General features: G+C 67.3%; 17 protein-coding genes. 8 read left to right on the top strand and 9 right to left on the bottom strand.

Annotated elements, in window-relative coordinates; all coding sequences use genetic code 11:
- Positions 1-37: 37 nt before the first annotated feature.
- On the bottom strand, positions 38-964 hold the full coding sequence (locus CFB49_RS13145) for a LysR family transcriptional regulator (protein WP_089491535.1): 927 nt from the start codon (positions 962-964) through the stop codon (positions 38-40).
- 149 nt (positions 965-1,113) lie between these two features.
- Here CFB49_RS13145 and CFB49_RS13140 point away from each other — a divergent pair, with 149 nt between their 5' ends.
- Positions 1,114-1,611 (top strand): GNAT family N-acetyltransferase, encoded by a 498-nt coding sequence (locus tag CFB49_RS13140; RefSeq protein ID WP_069619258.1) that lies wholly within the window; start codon positions 1,114-1,116, stop codon positions 1,609-1,611.
- Between the two features lie 63 nt (positions 1,612-1,674).
- Here CFB49_RS13140 and CFB49_RS13135 read toward each other — a convergent pair whose 3' ends face one another.
- The 4 genes from CFB49_RS13135 to CFB49_RS13120 form a co-directional block, all read right to left on the bottom strand.
- Positions 1,675-2,454 carry an ABC transporter ATP-binding protein gene (locus tag CFB49_RS13135; RefSeq protein WP_089491534.1) on the bottom strand — a complete coding sequence of 260 codons (780 nt, stop codon included), beginning with the start codon at positions 2,452-2,454 and terminating at the stop codon, positions 1,675-1,677.
- A gap of 18 nt (positions 2,455-2,472) precedes the next feature.
- Positions 2,473-3,186: an ABC transporter permease gene (locus tag CFB49_RS13130; protein WP_059576621.1), complete on the bottom strand. Its 714-nt coding sequence runs from the start codon at positions 3,184-3,186 to the stop codon at positions 2,473-2,475.
- Positions 3,183-3,872: an ABC transporter permease gene (locus CFB49_RS13125; protein WP_006489645.1), complete on the bottom strand. Its 690-nt coding sequence runs from the start codon at positions 3,870-3,872 to the stop codon at positions 3,183-3,185. Before CFB49_RS13125 ends, CFB49_RS13130 begins: the two co-directional genes overlap by 4 nt.
- Positions 3,873-4,102: 230 nt before the next feature.
- Positions 4,103-4,885, bottom strand: a complete 783-nt coding sequence (locus tag CFB49_RS13120) for an ABC transporter substrate-binding protein (protein WP_143329284.1) — start codon at positions 4,883-4,885, stop codon at positions 4,103-4,105.
- Positions 4,886-5,251: 366 nt separating this feature from the next.
- Between CFB49_RS13120 and CFB49_RS13115 the strand changes: the two genes are divergently transcribed.
- Positions 5,252-5,956: a pirin family protein gene (locus CFB49_RS13115; RefSeq protein WP_089491532.1), complete on the top strand. Its 705-nt coding sequence runs from the start codon at positions 5,252-5,254 to the stop codon at positions 5,954-5,956.
- 69 nt (positions 5,957-6,025) lie between these two features.
- Here the strand turns inward: CFB49_RS13115 and CFB49_RS13110 are convergent, their stop codons facing one another.
- Positions 6,026-6,580 carry a periplasmic heavy metal sensor gene (locus tag CFB49_RS13110; protein ID WP_069619255.1) on the bottom strand — a complete coding sequence of 185 codons (555 nt, stop codon included), beginning with the start codon at positions 6,578-6,580 and terminating at the stop codon, positions 6,026-6,028.
- Between the two features lie 224 nt (positions 6,581-6,804).
- Between CFB49_RS13110 and CFB49_RS13105 the strand changes: the two genes are divergently transcribed.
- The gene (locus CFB49_RS13105) at positions 6,805-7,530 is read left to right on the top strand and encodes a response regulator (protein WP_006493394.1); all 726 of its coding nucleotides are present in this window, start codon (positions 6,805-6,807) and stop codon (positions 7,528-7,530) included.
- The gene (locus tag CFB49_RS13100) at positions 7,514-8,833 is read left to right on the top strand and encodes an ATP-binding protein (protein WP_089435449.1); all 1,320 of its coding nucleotides are present in this window, start codon (positions 7,514-7,516) and stop codon (positions 8,831-8,833) included. The genes CFB49_RS13105 and CFB49_RS13100 overlap by 17 nt, the downstream gene beginning before the upstream one ends.
- Before the next feature lie 42 nt (positions 8,834-8,875).
- Here CFB49_RS13100 and CFB49_RS13095 read toward each other — a convergent pair whose 3' ends face one another.
- Positions 8,876-9,142, bottom strand: a complete 267-nt coding sequence (locus tag CFB49_RS13095; RefSeq protein WP_011545926.1) for a double-stranded DNA-specific endonuclease — start codon at positions 9,140-9,142, stop codon at positions 8,876-8,878.
- A 503-nt stretch (positions 9,143-9,645) separates the two neighbouring features.
- Here CFB49_RS13095 and CFB49_RS13090 point away from each other — a divergent pair.
- From CFB49_RS13090 to CFB49_RS13080, 3 genes are all read left to right on the top strand, one after another.
- Positions 9,646-11,403 carry an ABC transporter permease gene (locus tag CFB49_RS13090; protein WP_069619253.1) on the top strand — a complete coding sequence of 586 codons (1,758 nt, stop codon included), beginning with the start codon at positions 9,646-9,648 and terminating at the stop codon, positions 11,401-11,403.
- Positions 11,404-11,425: 22 nt separating this feature from the next.
- Entirely contained in the window at positions 11,426-12,763 is a 1,338-nt protein-coding gene (locus tag CFB49_RS13085; protein WP_006755837.1) for an ABC transporter ATP-binding protein, read from the top strand.
- A gap of 113 nt (positions 12,764-12,876) precedes the next feature.
- The gene (locus CFB49_RS13080) at positions 12,877-13,359 is read left to right on the top strand and encodes a tetratricopeptide repeat protein (RefSeq protein ID WP_089491531.1); all 483 of its coding nucleotides are present in this window, start codon (positions 12,877-12,879) and stop codon (positions 13,357-13,359) included.
- A 66-nt stretch (positions 13,360-13,425) separates the two neighbouring features.
- Here the strand turns inward: CFB49_RS13080 and CFB49_RS13075 are convergent, their stop codons facing one another.
- Both CFB49_RS13075 and CFB49_RS13070 read right to left on the bottom strand, forming a co-directional pair.
- Positions 13,426-13,920: a hypothetical protein gene (locus CFB49_RS13075; protein ID WP_089491530.1), complete on the bottom strand. Its 495-nt coding sequence runs from the start codon at positions 13,918-13,920 to the stop codon at positions 13,426-13,428.
- Positions 13,917-14,468, bottom strand: coding sequence for a hypothetical protein (locus tag CFB49_RS13070; protein WP_069618059.1), 552 nt, complete (start codon positions 14,466-14,468; stop codon positions 13,917-13,919). Before CFB49_RS13070 ends, CFB49_RS13075 begins: the two co-directional genes overlap by 4 nt.
- A 288-nt stretch (positions 14,469-14,756) precedes the next feature.
- Here CFB49_RS13070 and CFB49_RS13065 point away from each other — a divergent pair, with 288 nt between their 5' ends.
- Positions 14,757-14,966 carry a hypothetical protein gene (locus CFB49_RS13065; RefSeq protein ID WP_089435444.1) on the top strand — a complete coding sequence of 70 codons (210 nt, stop codon included), beginning with the start codon at positions 14,757-14,759 and terminating at the stop codon, positions 14,964-14,966.
- Positions 14,967-15,094: the final 128 nt, after the last annotated feature.

Here is a 15,094-nt window from a genome sequence, read left to right as displayed (position 1 = left end):
TCGACGCCTGAAACGCTCGTCCTGCAACGCGCCGCGCTTAGTCCGGGCCCGGTCGTGCGTCGAGCAACTGCGCGCGAATCCAGCGATGCGCATCGGTGCGCGCATGCTTCGCGTGCGAGTAGACCTTCACCGTGTAGCGCGGGATCTCGAACGGCGCCCGGAAGATGCGGATCGGCGCCGCGTGCCGCAGCGCCTGCGCGGCGCGGTTCGGCACGGTCATCAGGAGTGCCGATTCCGCGATCACGAACGGCGCGGCCAGCACGGACGGCAACTGCACGGCGACGTGCCGCGCGAGGCCGAGCCGGTCGAGCACGTAGTCGACGACGCCGCGCGACTCGTTCCACGGCGTGACGACCACGTGGCGGGCCGCCAGGTACTGGTCGAGCGTCAGCCGCCGGCGGATGCCCGGATGCGTGGCGCTCGCGATCACGACGTAGTCGTCGGAGAACCAGTCGAAATCCTCGATGCCCGGCGCGTCGGCCGCCGATTCCTCGTGGTAGCCGAGCGCGAAGTCGATGCGGCCAGCTGCGAGCTCGTCGACGGAAATCTTGCGGTCCGAATGGACGACGCGGATCCGCAGGTGCGGCGCCACGTGCTGGATGCGGGCGAGGAACGGCGGCAGCACCGCGAACGCCGTGTAGTCGGTCGCGGCGAACACGAACGTACGGTCGCTTTGCGCCGGATCGAAGCGGCGCGCGCGGGCGAGCCCCTTCGACATCGTGTCGAGCGCGTCGCCGGCCCACGTGGCGATGTCGTCGGCGCGCACGGTCGGCTGCATCTCGTTGCCGAGCCGCACGAACAGCGCATCGCCGATCGCGTCGCGCAGCCGGGCGAGCGCATGGCTCAACGCCGACGGGCTCAACGCGAGTTCGTGCGCGGCCGCCGCGACCGACCGGTGGCGGTACAGCGCGTCGAACACGAGCAGCAGGTTCAGGTCGAGGCGGCGCAGATCGGGATGCATCATGTTCAGGTCTAGATGAAGAAACTGCACTTCCTGCAGGCATCGGGCGAACGTAGCATGACGGTTTGAACGGCGCCAGCGCGGCTGCGGGCTGCGGGCTGCGCGGCGCCGCTTTCCCGTTTCACATCCGGGGCCGGAGGAGGGCTCAACCCGTGCAAATCGATATCCGTTCCGCCACCGTCGCCGACGTGCCGCTGATCCTGCGCTTCATCACCGAGCTGGCCGTCTACGAGAAGGCGGCGCACGAAGTCGTCGCGACGCCCGAATCGCTCGAACGCAGCCTGTTCGGCGAAGGCTCGCCGGCGCGCGCGCTGATGTGCGAGATCGACGGCGAGCCGGCCGGCTTCGCCGTGTATTTCTTCTCGTATTCGACATGGCTCGCGCGGCAGGGGCTGTATCTGGAGGATCTGTACGTGTCGCCGCGCTTTCGCGGCGCCGGCGCGGGGCTGCGGTTGCTGAAGGCGCTCGCGCGGATCGCGGTCGACTCGGGCTGCGGGCGTTTCGAATGGAGCGTGCTCGACTGGAACGAGCCGGCGATCCGTTTCTACGAGAGCGTCGGCGCGGCGCCGCAGAGCGAATGGGTGCGTTACCGGCTGGCGGGCGACGAATTGCGCGCGTTCGCCGACGGCACGCCGGTGAGCGCCGCGTAAACGCAAAACGGGCGCCGCGCGGCAACCCGCGGGCGCCCGTTCGGGCGTGGCGCGTGACGGGCGTTACTTGAGGCTGCCCGACAGGAAGCCGCGCAGGCGGTCGCTCTTTGGGTTCGCGAACACTTCGGTCGGCACGCCTTGTTCCTCGACGCGGCCCTGGTGCAGGAACATCACATGATTCGACACGTTGCGTGCGAAGCCCATCTCGTGCGTGACGACGATCATCGTGCGGCCTTCCTCGGCCAGCTTCTGCATCACCTTCAGCACTTCGCCCACCAGTTCAGGGTCGAGCGCGGAGGTCGGCTCGTCGAACAGCATCACGTCGGGATGCATCGCGAGTGCCCGCGCGATCGCCACGCGCTGCTGCTGGCCGCCCGACAGATGCGACGGATACTGTTTCTCGACGCGCGGCGCGAGACCGACCTTCTCGAGATACTCGCGCGCACGCTCCTCGGCTTCCTTCTTCGGGATACCGAGCACGTTCACCGGCGCTTCCATCACGTTCTCGATCACGTTCATGTGCGACCAGAGGTTGAAGTGCTGGAACACCATCGACAGCTTGGTGCGCACGCGCTGAAGCTGCTTCGTATCGGCCGCGCGCAGTGCGCCCGTCTTGTCGAGCGCGGTGCGCACTTCCTCGCCGTCGACGAAGATGCGGCCCGCGTTCGGCTGCTCGAGGAAGTTGATACAGCGCAGCATCGTGCTCTTGCCGGAGCCGGACGAGCCGATCACGCTGATCACGTCGCCCGAGTTGGCCTTCAGCGACACGCCTTTGAGCACCTCGTTGTCGCCGTACCGCTTGTGGAGATCGTCGACGAAAAGCTTCTGGGTCTGGGAGTTCATCAATAGTCCTGCGAAAACTTACTTGCCTTGCGGGCGCAGATACGCGAGCCAGCGGCGCTCGGCCTGGCGGAACAGCCACACGAGCGTGAACGAGATCACGAGGTAGAGCAGGGCGGCGATGCCGAACGCGTGGAACGACATGTAGGTCGCCGAGTTCACGTCGCGCGCGATCTTCAGGATGTCCGGCACGGTCGCGGTGAAGGCCACCGTCGTCGCGTGCAGCATCAGGATCACTTCGTTGCTGTACAGCGGCAGCGCGCGTCGCAGTGCCGACGGCAGGATCACGCGGCGATACATCGTGAACGGGGACATCCCGTACGCGCGCGCGGCTTCGATTTCGCCGTACGACGTCGCCTTGATCGCGCCCGCGAAGATTTCGGTGGTGTACGCGCAGGTGTTCAGCGTGAACGCGAGCAGCGTGCAATGCATCCCGTCGCGGAAGAACGCATCGAGCATCGGCGTGCCGCGCACGGCCTGCAGGCTGTACAGGCCCGTATAGCAGAGCAGCAGCTGCACGTAGAGCGGCGTGCCGCGGAACACGTACGTGTACAGCCACACGGCGCCCGACAGCCACTTCTTCTTCGACACGCGCGCGACGGCGAGCGGCACGGACAGGCAGAAACCGAGGCCGATCGACACGACCAGCAGCCACAGCGTGATCGCGACACCGGTGATGCGATAGCCGTCGGTGTAGAGATAGTTGCGCCAGTATTCTTGGATGAGTTCGATCATAGGTCAGCCTTGCGGACACCGGTCGAGTAGCGCTTTTCGAGCCACATCAGCACGAAGTTCGAGATCGTCGTGATGGCGAGGTAGACCGCTCCCGCGATCAGCGTGAAGAAGAAGAACCGCAGCGTGCCCTTGCCGGCGTCCTGCGACGCCTTCACGACGTCGGCCAGGCCGATGATCGACACGAGCGCGGTCGACTTCACGAGCACCTGCCAGTTGTTGCCAATGCCCGGCAGCGCGAAGCGCATCATCTGCGGGAACATGATCCGCGTGAACACCTGCCAGTTCGTCATTCCGTATGCGCTGCCGGCTTCGAGCTGGCCGCGCGGCACCGACAGGAACGCGCCGCGAAACGTCTCGGTGAAGTACGCGCCGTAGATGAAGCCGAGCACGAGCACGCCGGCGAGGAACGGGTCGATGTCGATCTGGTCCCAGCCGAGCGCGTCGGTCGCCATGTTCAGCCAGATCTGCAGGCTGTAGAACAGCAGCAGCATCAGCACGAGATCGGGCACGCCGCGGATCAGCGTCGTGTAGACGGTGCCGACGCCGTTCGTCACGCGGTTGCGCGACAGCTTCGCGCCGGCGCCGAGCAGCCCCAGCAGGAACGACAGCGCAAGCGAAAGCACCGCCAGTTTGACGGTTTGCCAGGTGCCGGCGAGGATCAGCGGGCCGTAGCCTTGTAGAAACATATGGGGTCCCTGGTATGGTCCCTGAGGGCGCACGCGGTGCGCCGCGAAACACGCGTCCGCCAAGCTGCGCGGAACGCCCCGTGCGTATCATGACCGTCCGCCCCGGCAACGGTGCCGGGCCCGCCCGTCGCGTGAGCGGCGGGCAAGGGGGCGGGCGGCGCGTGGTTGACTGCCTGTACTGCCCGGACGCGGGGCCGCCCCCGCATCCGCTGCTTCTGCTTGATCGGCGTTCAGCGGGCCGGCGCCGAATAGACGCTGAACGAGAAGTACTTGTGCGACAGCCGGTCGTACGTGCCGTCCTTGTGCATGTCGGCCAGCGCCCGGTTGATCTTGAGCTTCAGGTCGGTATCTTCCTTGCGCAGGCCGATCGCGGTGCCTTCGCCGATCGTCTTCGGATCCTTCACTTCCGGCCCGGCGAACGCGAAACCCTTGCCGCGCGGCGTGCGCAGGAAGCCGTAGTCGGCCTGCAGCTCGTCCTGCAGCGTCGCGTCGAGGCGGCCCGAGCCGAGATCGGTATAGACCTGGTCCTGGTTCTGGTAAGGAACGATCGTCACGCCCTGCGGTTCCCAGTACGCCTTCGCGTAGGTTTCCTGCGTCGAGCCCTGCTCGACGCCGACGCGCTTGCCTTTCAGCGACGCGACCGTCGGCAGCAGCGGCGAGCCGGTCTTCGCGATCATCCGCGCGGGTGCGTCATACACCTTGTCGGAGAAGTCGATCTGTTCGCGACGCTTGTCCGTGACGGTCAGCGACGACACGATGACGTCGTACTTCTTCGCCTTCAGCGCCGGGATGATCCCGTCGAGGTCCTGCGCCACCCACACGCATTTCACGTTGATCCGCTTGCAGATTTCCTTGGTGAGATCCACGTCGAAACCGACGATCTCGCCGCTCGGCGCGGTCGACTCGAACGGCGGGTAGCTGGCATCGACGCCGATCCGCACGGTCTTCCACTCCTTCGCGAAGGCGCTGCCCGCCACGAGGGCGAGGGCGGCGCACAGGGCGGCCTTCTTCATTTCCATCCTTCTGTTGCTGACTTTCCGGGGGCGCTCGCGGCCGGTCGAACCGGGCGCCGCGGCGTATTCTAGACGGCCAAAAATCGCCGATCGGCGCTCTGGCGTTGGCGGCCGCCGGAACGGCGAACGCCAAAAGGGCGGTATTTTACCCGAACGCGATACCCGGAAAACGGCAATCCGGCACGGTCGACCGATTCCTCGATTCTGCTGTTGCGGTAATCGTGACATTCGCAACGAATATTTCGGCTATTGGTTTCGTGACTGCAACGATGCGGTGCGCGGGCGGCGGATTGTGGCGCTGTCGGCCTCCTCCTACAGTGGAGGTAAACCCGAACAGAACATCTGCGCCCCCGAGCGTCCACCCCAATGTTCCAGATCCTGCGCGCCGAAGACCGCCGGCACACGCGCCACGGCTGGCTCGAATCGAGTCACAGTTTTTCGTCTGCCTGCCCCGCTGCGCATGCGCCGGTGCGTCCACCCGTCGGCGCGCTGTGCGTGCTGAGCGAGGACCGGATCGCGCCGACGCGCGGTTTCGGGATGCAGCCGCGCCGCGACGTGGAGATCGTCACTTACGTGATGGATGGCGTGCTCGCGCACCGCGACAGCCTCGGCTGCGGCGCGATCGTCCGGACCGGCGGCATCCAGCGGATGAGCGCCGGCACGGGGCTCATGCACAGCGAAACCAACGCGTCGCGCGACCGCCCGCTGCATCTGCTGCAGATCTGGCTGCAGCCGGCCGAGCGGGGCGGGCGGCCCGGCTACGAGGAGCGGCGTTTCCCCGACGACGAGAAGCGCGGCCGGCTCAGGCTCGTCGCGGCGCCCGACGGCGGCGACGGCGCGCTGTCGATGCGGGCGGATGCCCGCATCTTCGCGGGGCTGATCGACGGCGACGAGACGACGGCGTTCGACGTGCCGGCCGGGCGCAGCGTCTATGTGCACATGGCGCGCGGCGAGGTCGAGGTCAACGGCCGCGCGTTGGCCGCCGGCGACGGCGCGCGGATCGGCGGCGTCGACGCGGTGGCGTTCGCGCGCGGCCGCACGGCCGAGGTGCTGTTGTTCGACGTCGCCTGAAACGAAAAGAGGGACGCAGGCCGGTGCCTGCGTCCCCCTTCGGCGCCGCTGCGGGAGCGGCCCGCCGGCTTACTGCGCCGGCGCCGACGCGCCCTTGGCGGCCGCGCGATGCTGTTCCCAGCGCGCCTTCATCTTCTCGTGGCGCTGCTCCATCTTCGCGAACTGCTGTTTGAGCGCCGTGCTGACCATCGTCTTCTGCTGGTCGTTCAGCCCGTTGTAGAACGTGAGCCACGCGGCGGACGTCTGCTCGCGCAGCTGGGCGTTCTGCGCCTCCGCCTGCTGGCGTGCCGAATGCATCGCGCTCAGGTCGAGGATCGGCTGGTTCTGCTGCGCCTTGAATTGCTCGCGCATCTGCTCGTGGCTCTTGCGCATCGCGTCACGATTCTGCTTCATCGTGTTGACGGCCGCCTGCCATTGCTGTTCCTGCGACGCGTTGAGCTTCAACTGGTCGTGCAGTTTCATGATCGCGCCGAACGGTCCGCCTTCGTGCCCGTCGTGCATCCGGTGCATGCCGGGGCCGCCCGGAGGCGGCATGTCGTCGGGCTGCGCGGCATGCGCGGCGCCGAATGCGAGAGCGAGTACGGTGGCGGCCGCGATGGCCACGCGGGAAGTCTTCTTATACATTTCAGAAACTCCTGTATCCAGAGGGTCCGGCGATGCGGTGCCGGGAAAAGTCGGGTACCGCATCCGGTAAGACGCAGGTTAGCGATGCAGGCTCCGGCGGGTGTTACGCGGGGCGGCGGCCCGGTTACCGTGCATTACAGTTCCCTTGCGCGGTAACCCGCAGTAACCCTTTCGCTCCTTTGTTTCGTTCTTCGACTCCGCCCTCGCGCGGTAAACTTCGAGCCATGACTACCCAGATCCTCATCGTCGACGACGACCAAGAACTCCGAGACCTGCTGCGCGACTATCTCGTGCGCCAGGGGATGGAAGTGTCCGTGCTGCACGACGCGGCGACGCTCGAGAAGCGCCTCGAGCGCGAGCGGCCCGACCTGATCGTGCTGGACCTGATGATGCCGGGCGTGGACGGCCTGACCGCGCTGCGCCAGCTGCGCGCGGCCGGCGACGACATCCCCGTGATCATGCTGACCGCGCGGGCGGACGACGTCGACCGCATCGTCGGGCTCGAGCTCGGCGCGGACGACTACCTCGGCAAGCCGTTCAACCCGCGCGAGCTGCTCGCGCGCGTGCAGGCCGTGCTGCGCCGCCGCCGCGCGACGCCGTCGGCGGCCGCGCCCGAGCAGCGCGAGCCGTTCGCGTTCGGCCGCTTCCTGCTCGACTTCCAGGCGCGCACGCTGTCGGTCGACGGCAAGCCGGCCACACTGTCGAGCAGCGAATTCGCGCTGCTGAAGATCTTCGTGAACCATGCGCTGCGCACGCTCACGCGCGAGCGGCTGCTCGAGCTGCTGCACGGGCCCGAGTACGACGGCACCGACCGCGGCATCGACGTCCAGGTGTGGCGCCTGCGCCGCATCCTCGAAACGGATCCGTCGACGCCGCGCTTCATCCAGACGGTCCGCGGGCGCGGCTACGTGTTCGTGCCCGACGGCGAGGCCCATGCGCAAACCCATTGATTCGCTGTTCGGGCGGCTGGCGCTGCTCGTCGTCGGCGTCCTGCTCCTGTCGCACTTCGCGTGGTTCTTCGCGATGCGGCTCGAGCGCAACCAGATGCAGACACGCTATGCGGTCGAGGAGGCCGCGTTCCTCGTCGACGCGGTGCGCCAGCACGTCGCGCGCACGCCCGACCAGCCGCTGCCGTCGCGCGTGCGGCTCGTGTCGCCGGACAGCGCCGACGTGCCGAAGGGCGGCGACGCGGGGTTGCCGCCGCCGCTGAAGCGGTTCCGCGACGATGTGAGCGAGCGCATGCCGCCCGGCACGCAGGTCGAGATCGGCACGCCCGGCCATCCGCCCGTGCTGTGGGTGAAGGAGCCGGCCGACCGCAACTGGATCGTGGTGCCCGTGCAGCCGCTGCGGCCGCCGCGCTCGCTCGACCGGATGCTGCTGTGGCTGGGCACGATCTTCTCGGCCGGCGTGATCGCCGCGCTGTTCGCGGCCTGGCAGTTGCAGCAGCCGCTGCGCTCGCTCGCCCGCGCGGTCGCGCGTTTCGGCCGCGGGCAGCCGGTGCCGCCGTTGCGCGAACGCGGGCCGCGCGAGCTGCGCCAGCTCACGCACGGCTTCAACCAGATGGTCGAGCAGGTGTCGCAGGCCGACAGCGATCGCGCGGTGATGCTGGCCGGCGTCGCGCACGACTTGCGCACGCCGCTCGCCCGGATGCGGCTGCGGGCGGAAATGATGGACGACGCGCGGCTGCGCGACGGCGTCGTGCGCGATGTCGACTCGATGTCGCACATCGTCGACCAGTTCCTGGTGTTTGCGCATGGCGGGGTCGACCGCAGCGAGCCGGTGCCGGTCGATCACGCGTGCGAGCGGATCGCGCGCAGCTATCGCGCGGTCGCGCCGAACGCGCCCGCGGTCCAGACGCGGCTAGAGGCCGATCCCGGCTTCCGGCTGCCGACGGCGACGCTCGACCGGATCCTGTCGAACCTGCTGGACAACGCGCATGCGTACGGTGCGCCGCCCGTGCTCGTCGAGACGGCGCGCACGCCGGCCGGCTACGTGCTGTCGGTCAGCGACAGTGGCGGCGGCATCGCGCCGCGCGACCTCGCGGCCGCCACGCGGCCGTTCGTGCGGCTCGATCCCGCGCGCGGCGGGAACGGCCACAGCGGGCTCGGGCTCGCGATCGTCGAGCGGCTCGTGCTCAGGCTGGGCGGCGCGTGCGACATCGGCAATCGCCCCGAAGGCGGCCTGCGCGTGTCGATGACGTTCCCGTTCGACGTCGTGCCGAAGGACGACGAACCCCACGCAAAGGCCGCATGAGCGGTTGCGGCGCCTGCCCGGCCGGGCTGGCGCCGCGCGGTGTCATTCGCCGAATAGCGTGCCGAGCGTCTCGGCCGCGTTGCTGTCGATCGTGTTGTAGGTCACCGTGGTGGCCTCGAAGATATAGACGGTCGTATACCGGCCGAGGCGCTCCAGGATTTCCTCCTGCAGCGATTCCGGCACGACGTTCATGTTCAGGTACCACGCCGTGGACGACAGCCGGGTCTGGAACGACCCGTACTCCTGCATGAGTTCATAGAACGCGTCGGCATCCTGATCGCGACAGACGATCACCAAGTTTCCTGCCATTCCCTTCCTCCCGCTCGTCGGTCGATCCCCGGGGCCGGTTGACACCGCGCGCGTGCGCATTGCGGCGACACGGCCGAAACGGACCCCGGGGGCTAGCCCCGATCATACCTGCTTCGCCGTATCCGGCTGCTGATCCCGGACACGGTTTGTGCCCGCTTGCGGCGGGCGGGTTCACGGCCGGGCCGGATCACGGCATAATTCGGGCCTGCGTGCCGGCCGCAGGACTGCGGCCAGGCTGTCCCGTACCGCGCGCCCGCCATCCGTCCACGCGCCGGGCACGATCCATGCGTTGCCTGCGCCGTCCCCGGACGGTTGTACCTGAAATACAGGTTGGTGTAGTGTCGTGCCGTCGCGGCCCGGCTCGACCGGCCGCGACAGCGCATGCACGCACGGCGCGCCGTGTGCGCGAGATCGCCAGTCAATCGAATTACCGCGCCCGTGCGCTTTGCCATGAATCAACATCGACTGCCGGCTTCGATCGGCCTTACCGGGGAGGGCGCCTGATGAACGTCGGATTCTTCAATCCGAACCGGACCGCCAACGCATCCGCGTGGCGCGTGTTGCCGAACCGGTGGGACTTCATCGCATTTCCGCTGATCATCTGCCTGATCGCGATGGCGGTGGTCGGCTTTCACGAAACGATGGCGCCGATCGGCGTGCTGCAGACGCAGAAGATCTCGCTCGATCCGTCGAACCTGCCCGAATACGCGTTGCGCACCACGCTGCGGATGCTCGCCGCGATGGTCGCGTCGCTCGCGTTCACGCTCGTCTACGGCACGCTCGCCGCGAAAAGCCGCCGCGCGGGCATGGTGCTGATCCCGATCCTCGACATCCTGCAGTCGGTGCCGGTGCTCGGCTTCATCTCGTTTACGGTCACGTTCTTCCTCGCGCTGTTCCCGAGCCGCGTGCTCGGCGCCGAGCTGGCCGCGATCTTCGCGATCTTCACGAGCCAGGCGTGGAACATGACGTTCAGCTTCTACCAGTCGCTGCGCACGGTGCCGCGCGACCTGGACGAAGTGTCGCGCGGCTTCCACCTGACGTCCTGGCAGCGCTTCTGGAAGCTCGAAGTGCCGTTCTCGATGCCGGGCCTGATCTGGAACATGATGATGTCGATGTCGGGCGGCTGGTTCTTCGTCGTCGCGTCGGAGGCGATCACGGTCGGCAACCAGACGATCACGCTGCCGGGCATCGGCGCGTATCTCGCGCAGGCGATCGCGGACAAGAACTTCGGCGCGATCGGCTGGGTGATCCTGACGATGACGGTCGTGATCCTGGCCTACGACCAGTTCCTGTTCCGCCCGCTCATCGCGTGGGCCGACAAGTTCCGGATGGAGAACACCGCGTCGGGCGATGCGCCGCAATCGTGGCTGCTCGACCTCGTGCGCCGCACGCGGCTGATCCATCAGCTGCTTGTGCCGGCCGGCTGGTTCTTCGCGAAGGCCGCGCGGATCCCGCTGCGCCTGCCGCTGTCGGGTGCGATGCGCTTCTCGCTGCCGAAAGTCGAGAAGAAGGCGTCGCGCACGGTCGACATCGCGTGGGCGGGGCTCGTGCTGCTCGGCACGGCCTATATCGTGTGGCGCGTCGTCAGCTTCGTCGCGACCGGCGTGACGATGGCCGAAGTCGGCCACGTGCTCGTGCTCGGGCTCATCACGCTGCTGCGCGTGGTCGTGCTGATCTCGATCGCGTCGGTGATCTGGGTGCCGATCGGCGTGTGGGTCGGGCTGCGTCCGAAGCTGGCCGAGAAGCTGCAGCCGCTCGCGCAGTTCCTCGCCGCGTTCCCCGCGAACCTGCTGTTCCCGGTGTTCGTGATCGTGATCGCGCGCTTCCACCTGAATGCGGACATCTGGCTGTCGCCGCTGATCGTGCTCGGTACGCAGTGGTATATCCTGTTCAACGTGATCGCGGGCGCGACGTCCTACCCGAACGACTATCGCGAAGCGGCGACCAACTTCCGCATCCGCGGCTGGCAGTGGTGGCGTCAGGCGATCCTGCCTGGCATCTTCCCGTACTACGTGACAGGCGCGATCACCGCATCGGGCGGCGCGTGGAACGCGAGCATCGTGTCGGAAGCCGTACAGTGGGGCAGCACCCGGATCGAGGCGCACGGCCTCGGCGCCTACATCGCGCGGACCACCGCCGCCGGCGATTTCCCGAAGATCATCCTGGGCATCGCCGTGATGTCCCTGTTCGTCACCCTGTTCAACCGCCTGCTGTGGCGCCCGCTGTATGCCTTCGCCGAAGCGAAGCTGCGGCTCGACTGAGACCGATTGAGAGCGAAACGCGATGCACAATCCGAATGCTGTAAACGCCCCCGTCCAGACGTCCCAGCCGCCGCGCCTCGGCGAAGAAATCCTGCGCGTCGATCACGTCTGCCGCGGCTTCAACAAGACGCAGGGCGAACTGCTCGTGCTCGACGACGCGAACCTGTCGCTGCGCGAAGGCGAGATCGTCGGCCTGCTCGGCCGCTCGGGCTCGGGCAAGTCGACGCTGCTGCGGATCATCGCCGGGCTGATCGAGCCGACCGGCGGCGAGGTGACCTATCTCGGCAAGCCGCTGCGCGGCCCGGCCGAAGGCGTCGCGATGGTGTTCCAGACCTTCGCGCTGTTCCCGTGGCTCACCGTGCTGCAGAACGTGGAAGCCGGGCTCGAAGCACTCGGTGTCGGCGCGCGCGAGCGGCGCGAGCGTGCGCTCGCCGCGATCGACCTGATCGGTCTCGACGGCTTCGAGAACGCGTACCCGCGGGAGTTGTCGGGCGGGATGCGCCAGCGCGTCGGGTTTGCGCGCGCGCTCGTCGTCGATCCGACCATTCTGCTGATGGACGAGCCGTTCTCCGCGCTCGACGTGCTGACGGCCGAGACGCTGCGCACCGACCTGCTCGATCTGTGGACGCAGGGCCGCATGCCGATCAAGTCGGTGCTGATCGTCACGCACAACATCGAGGAAGCGGTGTTCATGTGCGACCGGATCCTCGTGCTGTCGTCGAACCCGGGCCGCGTGATCGCCGAGATCAAGGTGCCGTTCAAGCACCCGCGCAATCGTCTGGACCCGGCGTTCCGCAAGCTCGTCGACGACATCTACGCGAAGATGACCGCACGCCAGACCGGCGAAGCGACGAAGAAGGGGCTGGAGCTCGGCAGCTGGCTTCCGCAGGTGTCGACCAACCTGATGGCCGGCCTGATCGAGACGCTCGCGATGGCGCCGTACCACGGTCGCGCCGACATGCCGGAAATCGCGCGCACGCTGCATCTGGAAGTCGACGACCTGTTCCCGATCGCGGAAGTGCTGCAGTACCTCGGCTTCGCGGACGTGCGCGAAGGCGACGTGTTCCTGACGCCGCCGGGGCGTGTGTTCGCGGAATTCGGCACGCAGGAACGCAAGCTGATGTTCGCGGATCACCTGCTGAAGCACGTGCCGCTCGCCGCGCGGATCAAGAAGGTGCTGAACGAGCGGCCGGGCCATCGCGCGCCGCGCGTGCGCTTCGAGCAGGAGTTGGAGGATTTCCTGTCGGACGGCGCGGCCGAGGAAACGCTCGACGCGGTGATCGACTGGGGCCGTTATGGCGAGATCTTCTCGTACAACGACCAGACCGAGATCTTCAGCCTCGAGGACGTCGAGTCCTGAAGCGGGCCGAGTGCGCGGTATAACGGCGTATCGTGGCCGGCCCGCGCGCCGCGCTGGAGCGTGTGCCTTCCATGACCGGATCATGGAAGAGCGGTTTTCTCGAGTGAATTTGAATGACCGACAAGAATCCCGATTTTTCACCGATGCGCATGCGGGCTCGCGGATTCGTGGCGCAAGGCCGCATCGAGGATGCGCTTGGACTGTACGGCGACATCCTGAAAGTGGCGCCGGAAGACGCGGCGACGTATGCCGATCGCGGCACGACCTTCGCGATGATCAAGAAGACGGATCTCGCGCTGAACGATCTGAACCGGGCCATCGAGCTGGGCTACACGGACCCGTCGGCGTATTGCACGCTCGCGACGATTTACCTCGAAGGCGGCGCTTACCAGAAATCGCTCGATTACTTTGACAAGGCGCTGAAGCTCAATCCCGACCAGCCTTTCGTCTATTTCAATCGCGCCCGGGCATACGAGACGCTGGGCGATATCAACGCGTCGATCGCCGATCTCGAGCGATGCCTGACTTACAACCCGGACGATACGCTGTCCGCGAAAATCGAGGAAAGGGTGGCGCAGCTTCGCACGCGTCTGTAACCACGGCAGCTCGCGAGTACGCTGAACGACGCGGGCGCCGCGCATGGTGTACGGCGCATCGCGCGATTACTGCAAATTCCCCCACCGATCGACGGCCGGTTCCGCCGACGCCCACTTCCAGTGCGTGCCTTGCTGGCACGCATTCGCGAAATACCAGTCGGCCTTGTCGCCGTCCTTCACCGAAAACGCGAATTCCTTGCACAGCGCGAGCGCCGACGAATACGCGCGCGTGACGCGCACTTCGCCTTCGCCGTTTTCAAGCGGCAGCGTGTTCTTCACCTTCCACGGCTTCACTTCGCCGACGGCGAGACTGCCGGCCGTTTTCGCGATCGCGTCCTGCTGATTCTGATGGAGCTGCTTCATCGTGCGGTTGACGGCCTCGTCAGTCGCGGCCTGCACGGCAATCCCGACGCCGACACCGACCGCCGGGTTCGCGGTGACGAGGCCCGTTGCCGCGCCGGCCAGCGCGCCGCTCGCCGCGCCGACCGAGCCGCAGCCCGACAGCGCGAGCGTCGCCGCGCACAGCGCGCCGATCGCCGCGATACGGATCGCGATGCTCATTGCAGCGCGCCCCAGCGTTCGGTCGCCGGTTCGGCCGACGCCCATTTCCACACGGGCCCGTCGCGGCAGATGGTGGCGACGTAGAACGCCGATTGCGCGGCCTTGTCGGCCTTCGCCGGCGTATCGACCGCGAACACGATTTCCTTGCAGTCGAGCGGACCGACGCTGATCATCCGGCTGACGGTCACGCGGCCCTGCTCGTCGTCCTCGATCGGGAACGAATGGTGCGTCGACCACGGCGCGACGCCGCCGACGTCGAGCGGGCCGGCCGCCTTCGCGATCTGCTCCTGCGTGTAGCGGTGCGCGACGCGTTGCGAGTACTGGACGCCGGCCCGCGCGCCGGCAACGGCGCCGAGGCCGATGCCCGTCGCGACGGCGGCATTGTTGGTGACCTTGGCGGCGATCGCGGCGCCCGCGATACCGGCGCCGGCCGTCGCCCCTTCGCTGTACAGCGAATTGCAGCCGGACAGCAGTGCGGCCGTGGCGATCACGGCCAGCGCGACGCGCGCCGGCGTGGCCCGGCGCGGCGATTCGAAACGAATGTTCATCCCTGAGTGCAAGTCCTGTCTGGGTGAGCGGCGACGCGTGCACGTCCTGATGCCGCGTCATTGTTTCGCAATTGTCATAGGAAAACTGCAAAGCTTTGACAAATCGCCGGGCGGCGGGCCGCGTGCGCGCGGGCGGCGTTATTGTCGGATAGAAGATCGGAGAGGGGTCGAAACGTTACAAATTGAAGGTAATTGTTACCTTCGGATGCGATCAAGCGACCTAGACTGTTTTGCTATGGAATGTTTCTACGACGGCCTCGAGCCGCGCCGCATATGAGACACCCAGCCATGCGCCGTTCGAAACGGTTGTCACACCGGCCGCCCATCGCGGCGGCCGACCATCCGGAAGCACCACCGCGCCCGCGGACCGACGCGCCTTCGGCACCGCCTGCGGGCACGCCGGACGAGACGCCGTCGGACGGCGATCACAACCAGGGCGGTGCTCGCCCGGAAGGGCTCGACTATCAGCGCGACCTTGGCCAGGAGCAGGACGCCTGATGCGGTCGTCGCCGCATTCCATCGCCGTATTTCATTGCAATTCTCGGAACTGAGTCGCCGCGCGGCCGCCTTCGGGCCGCCGCGCCTGCTCTGGCGTGCGTCGCGCGCCAGCCAATCGAATCGAGGAG

Source organism: Burkholderia sp. AU17457 (assembly GCF_002223255.1).
Lineage (GTDB): Bacteria > Pseudomonadota > Gammaproteobacteria > Burkholderiales > Burkholderiaceae > Burkholderia > Burkholderia sola.
This window is presented reverse-complemented; position numbering and strand designations above follow the sequence as displayed.

Excerpts from the sequence above, each read along its gene's own strand:
- CFB49_RS13075 (WP_089491530.1), bottom strand. The coding sequence starts at position 13,920 with ATGAGCATCGCGATCCGTATCGCGGCGATCGGCGCGCTGTGCGCGGCG.
- CFB49_RS13095 (WP_011545926.1), bottom strand. The coding sequence starts at position 9,142 with ATGGCAGGAAACTTGGTGATCGTCTGTCGCGATCAGGATGCCGACGCG.
- CFB49_RS13065 (WP_089435444.1), top strand. The coding sequence starts at position 14,757 with ATGCGCCGTTCGAAACGGTTGTCACACCGGCCGCCCATCGCGGCGGCC.
- CFB49_RS13090 (WP_069619253.1), top strand. The coding sequence starts at position 9,646 with ATGAACGTCGGATTCTTCAATCCGAACCGGACCGCCAACGCATCCGCG.
- CFB49_RS13070 (WP_069618059.1), bottom strand. The coding sequence starts at position 14,468 with ATGAACATTCGTTTCGAATCGCCGCGCCGGGCCACGCCGGCGCGCGTC.
- CFB49_RS13085 (WP_006755837.1), top strand. The coding sequence starts at position 11,426 with ATGCACAATCCGAATGCTGTAAACGCCCCCGTCCAGACGTCCCAGCCG.
- CFB49_RS13100 (WP_089435449.1), top strand. The coding sequence starts at position 7,514 with ATGCGCAAACCCATTGATTCGCTGTTCGGGCGGCTGGCGCTGCTCGTC.
- CFB49_RS13135 (WP_089491534.1), bottom strand. The coding sequence starts at position 2,454 with ATGAACTCCCAGACCCAGAAGCTTTTCGTCGACGATCTCCACAAGCGG.
- CFB49_RS13110 (WP_069619255.1), bottom strand. The coding sequence starts at position 6,580 with ATGTATAAGAAGACTTCCCGCGTGGCCATCGCGGCCGCCACCGTACTC.
- CFB49_RS13125 (WP_006489645.1), bottom strand. The coding sequence starts at position 3,872 with ATGTTTCTACAAGGCTACGGCCCGCTGATCCTCGCCGGCACCTGGCAA.
- CFB49_RS13115 (WP_089491532.1), top strand. The coding sequence starts at position 5,252 with ATGTTCCAGATCCTGCGCGCCGAAGACCGCCGGCACACGCGCCACGGC.
- CFB49_RS13080 (WP_089491531.1), top strand. The coding sequence starts at position 12,877 with ATGACCGACAAGAATCCCGATTTTTCACCGATGCGCATGCGGGCTCGC.
- CFB49_RS13105 (WP_006493394.1), top strand. The coding sequence starts at position 6,805 with ATGACTACCCAGATCCTCATCGTCGACGACGACCAAGAACTCCGAGAC.
- CFB49_RS13145 (WP_089491535.1), bottom strand. The coding sequence starts at position 964 with ATGATGCATCCCGATCTGCGCCGCCTCGACCTGAACCTGCTGCTCGTG.
- CFB49_RS13120 (WP_143329284.1), bottom strand. The coding sequence starts at position 4,885 with ATGAAGAAGGCCGCCCTGTGCGCCGCCCTCGCCCTCGTGGCGGGCAGC.
- CFB49_RS13130 (WP_059576621.1), bottom strand. The coding sequence starts at position 3,186 with ATGATCGAACTCATCCAAGAATACTGGCGCAACTATCTCTACACCGAC.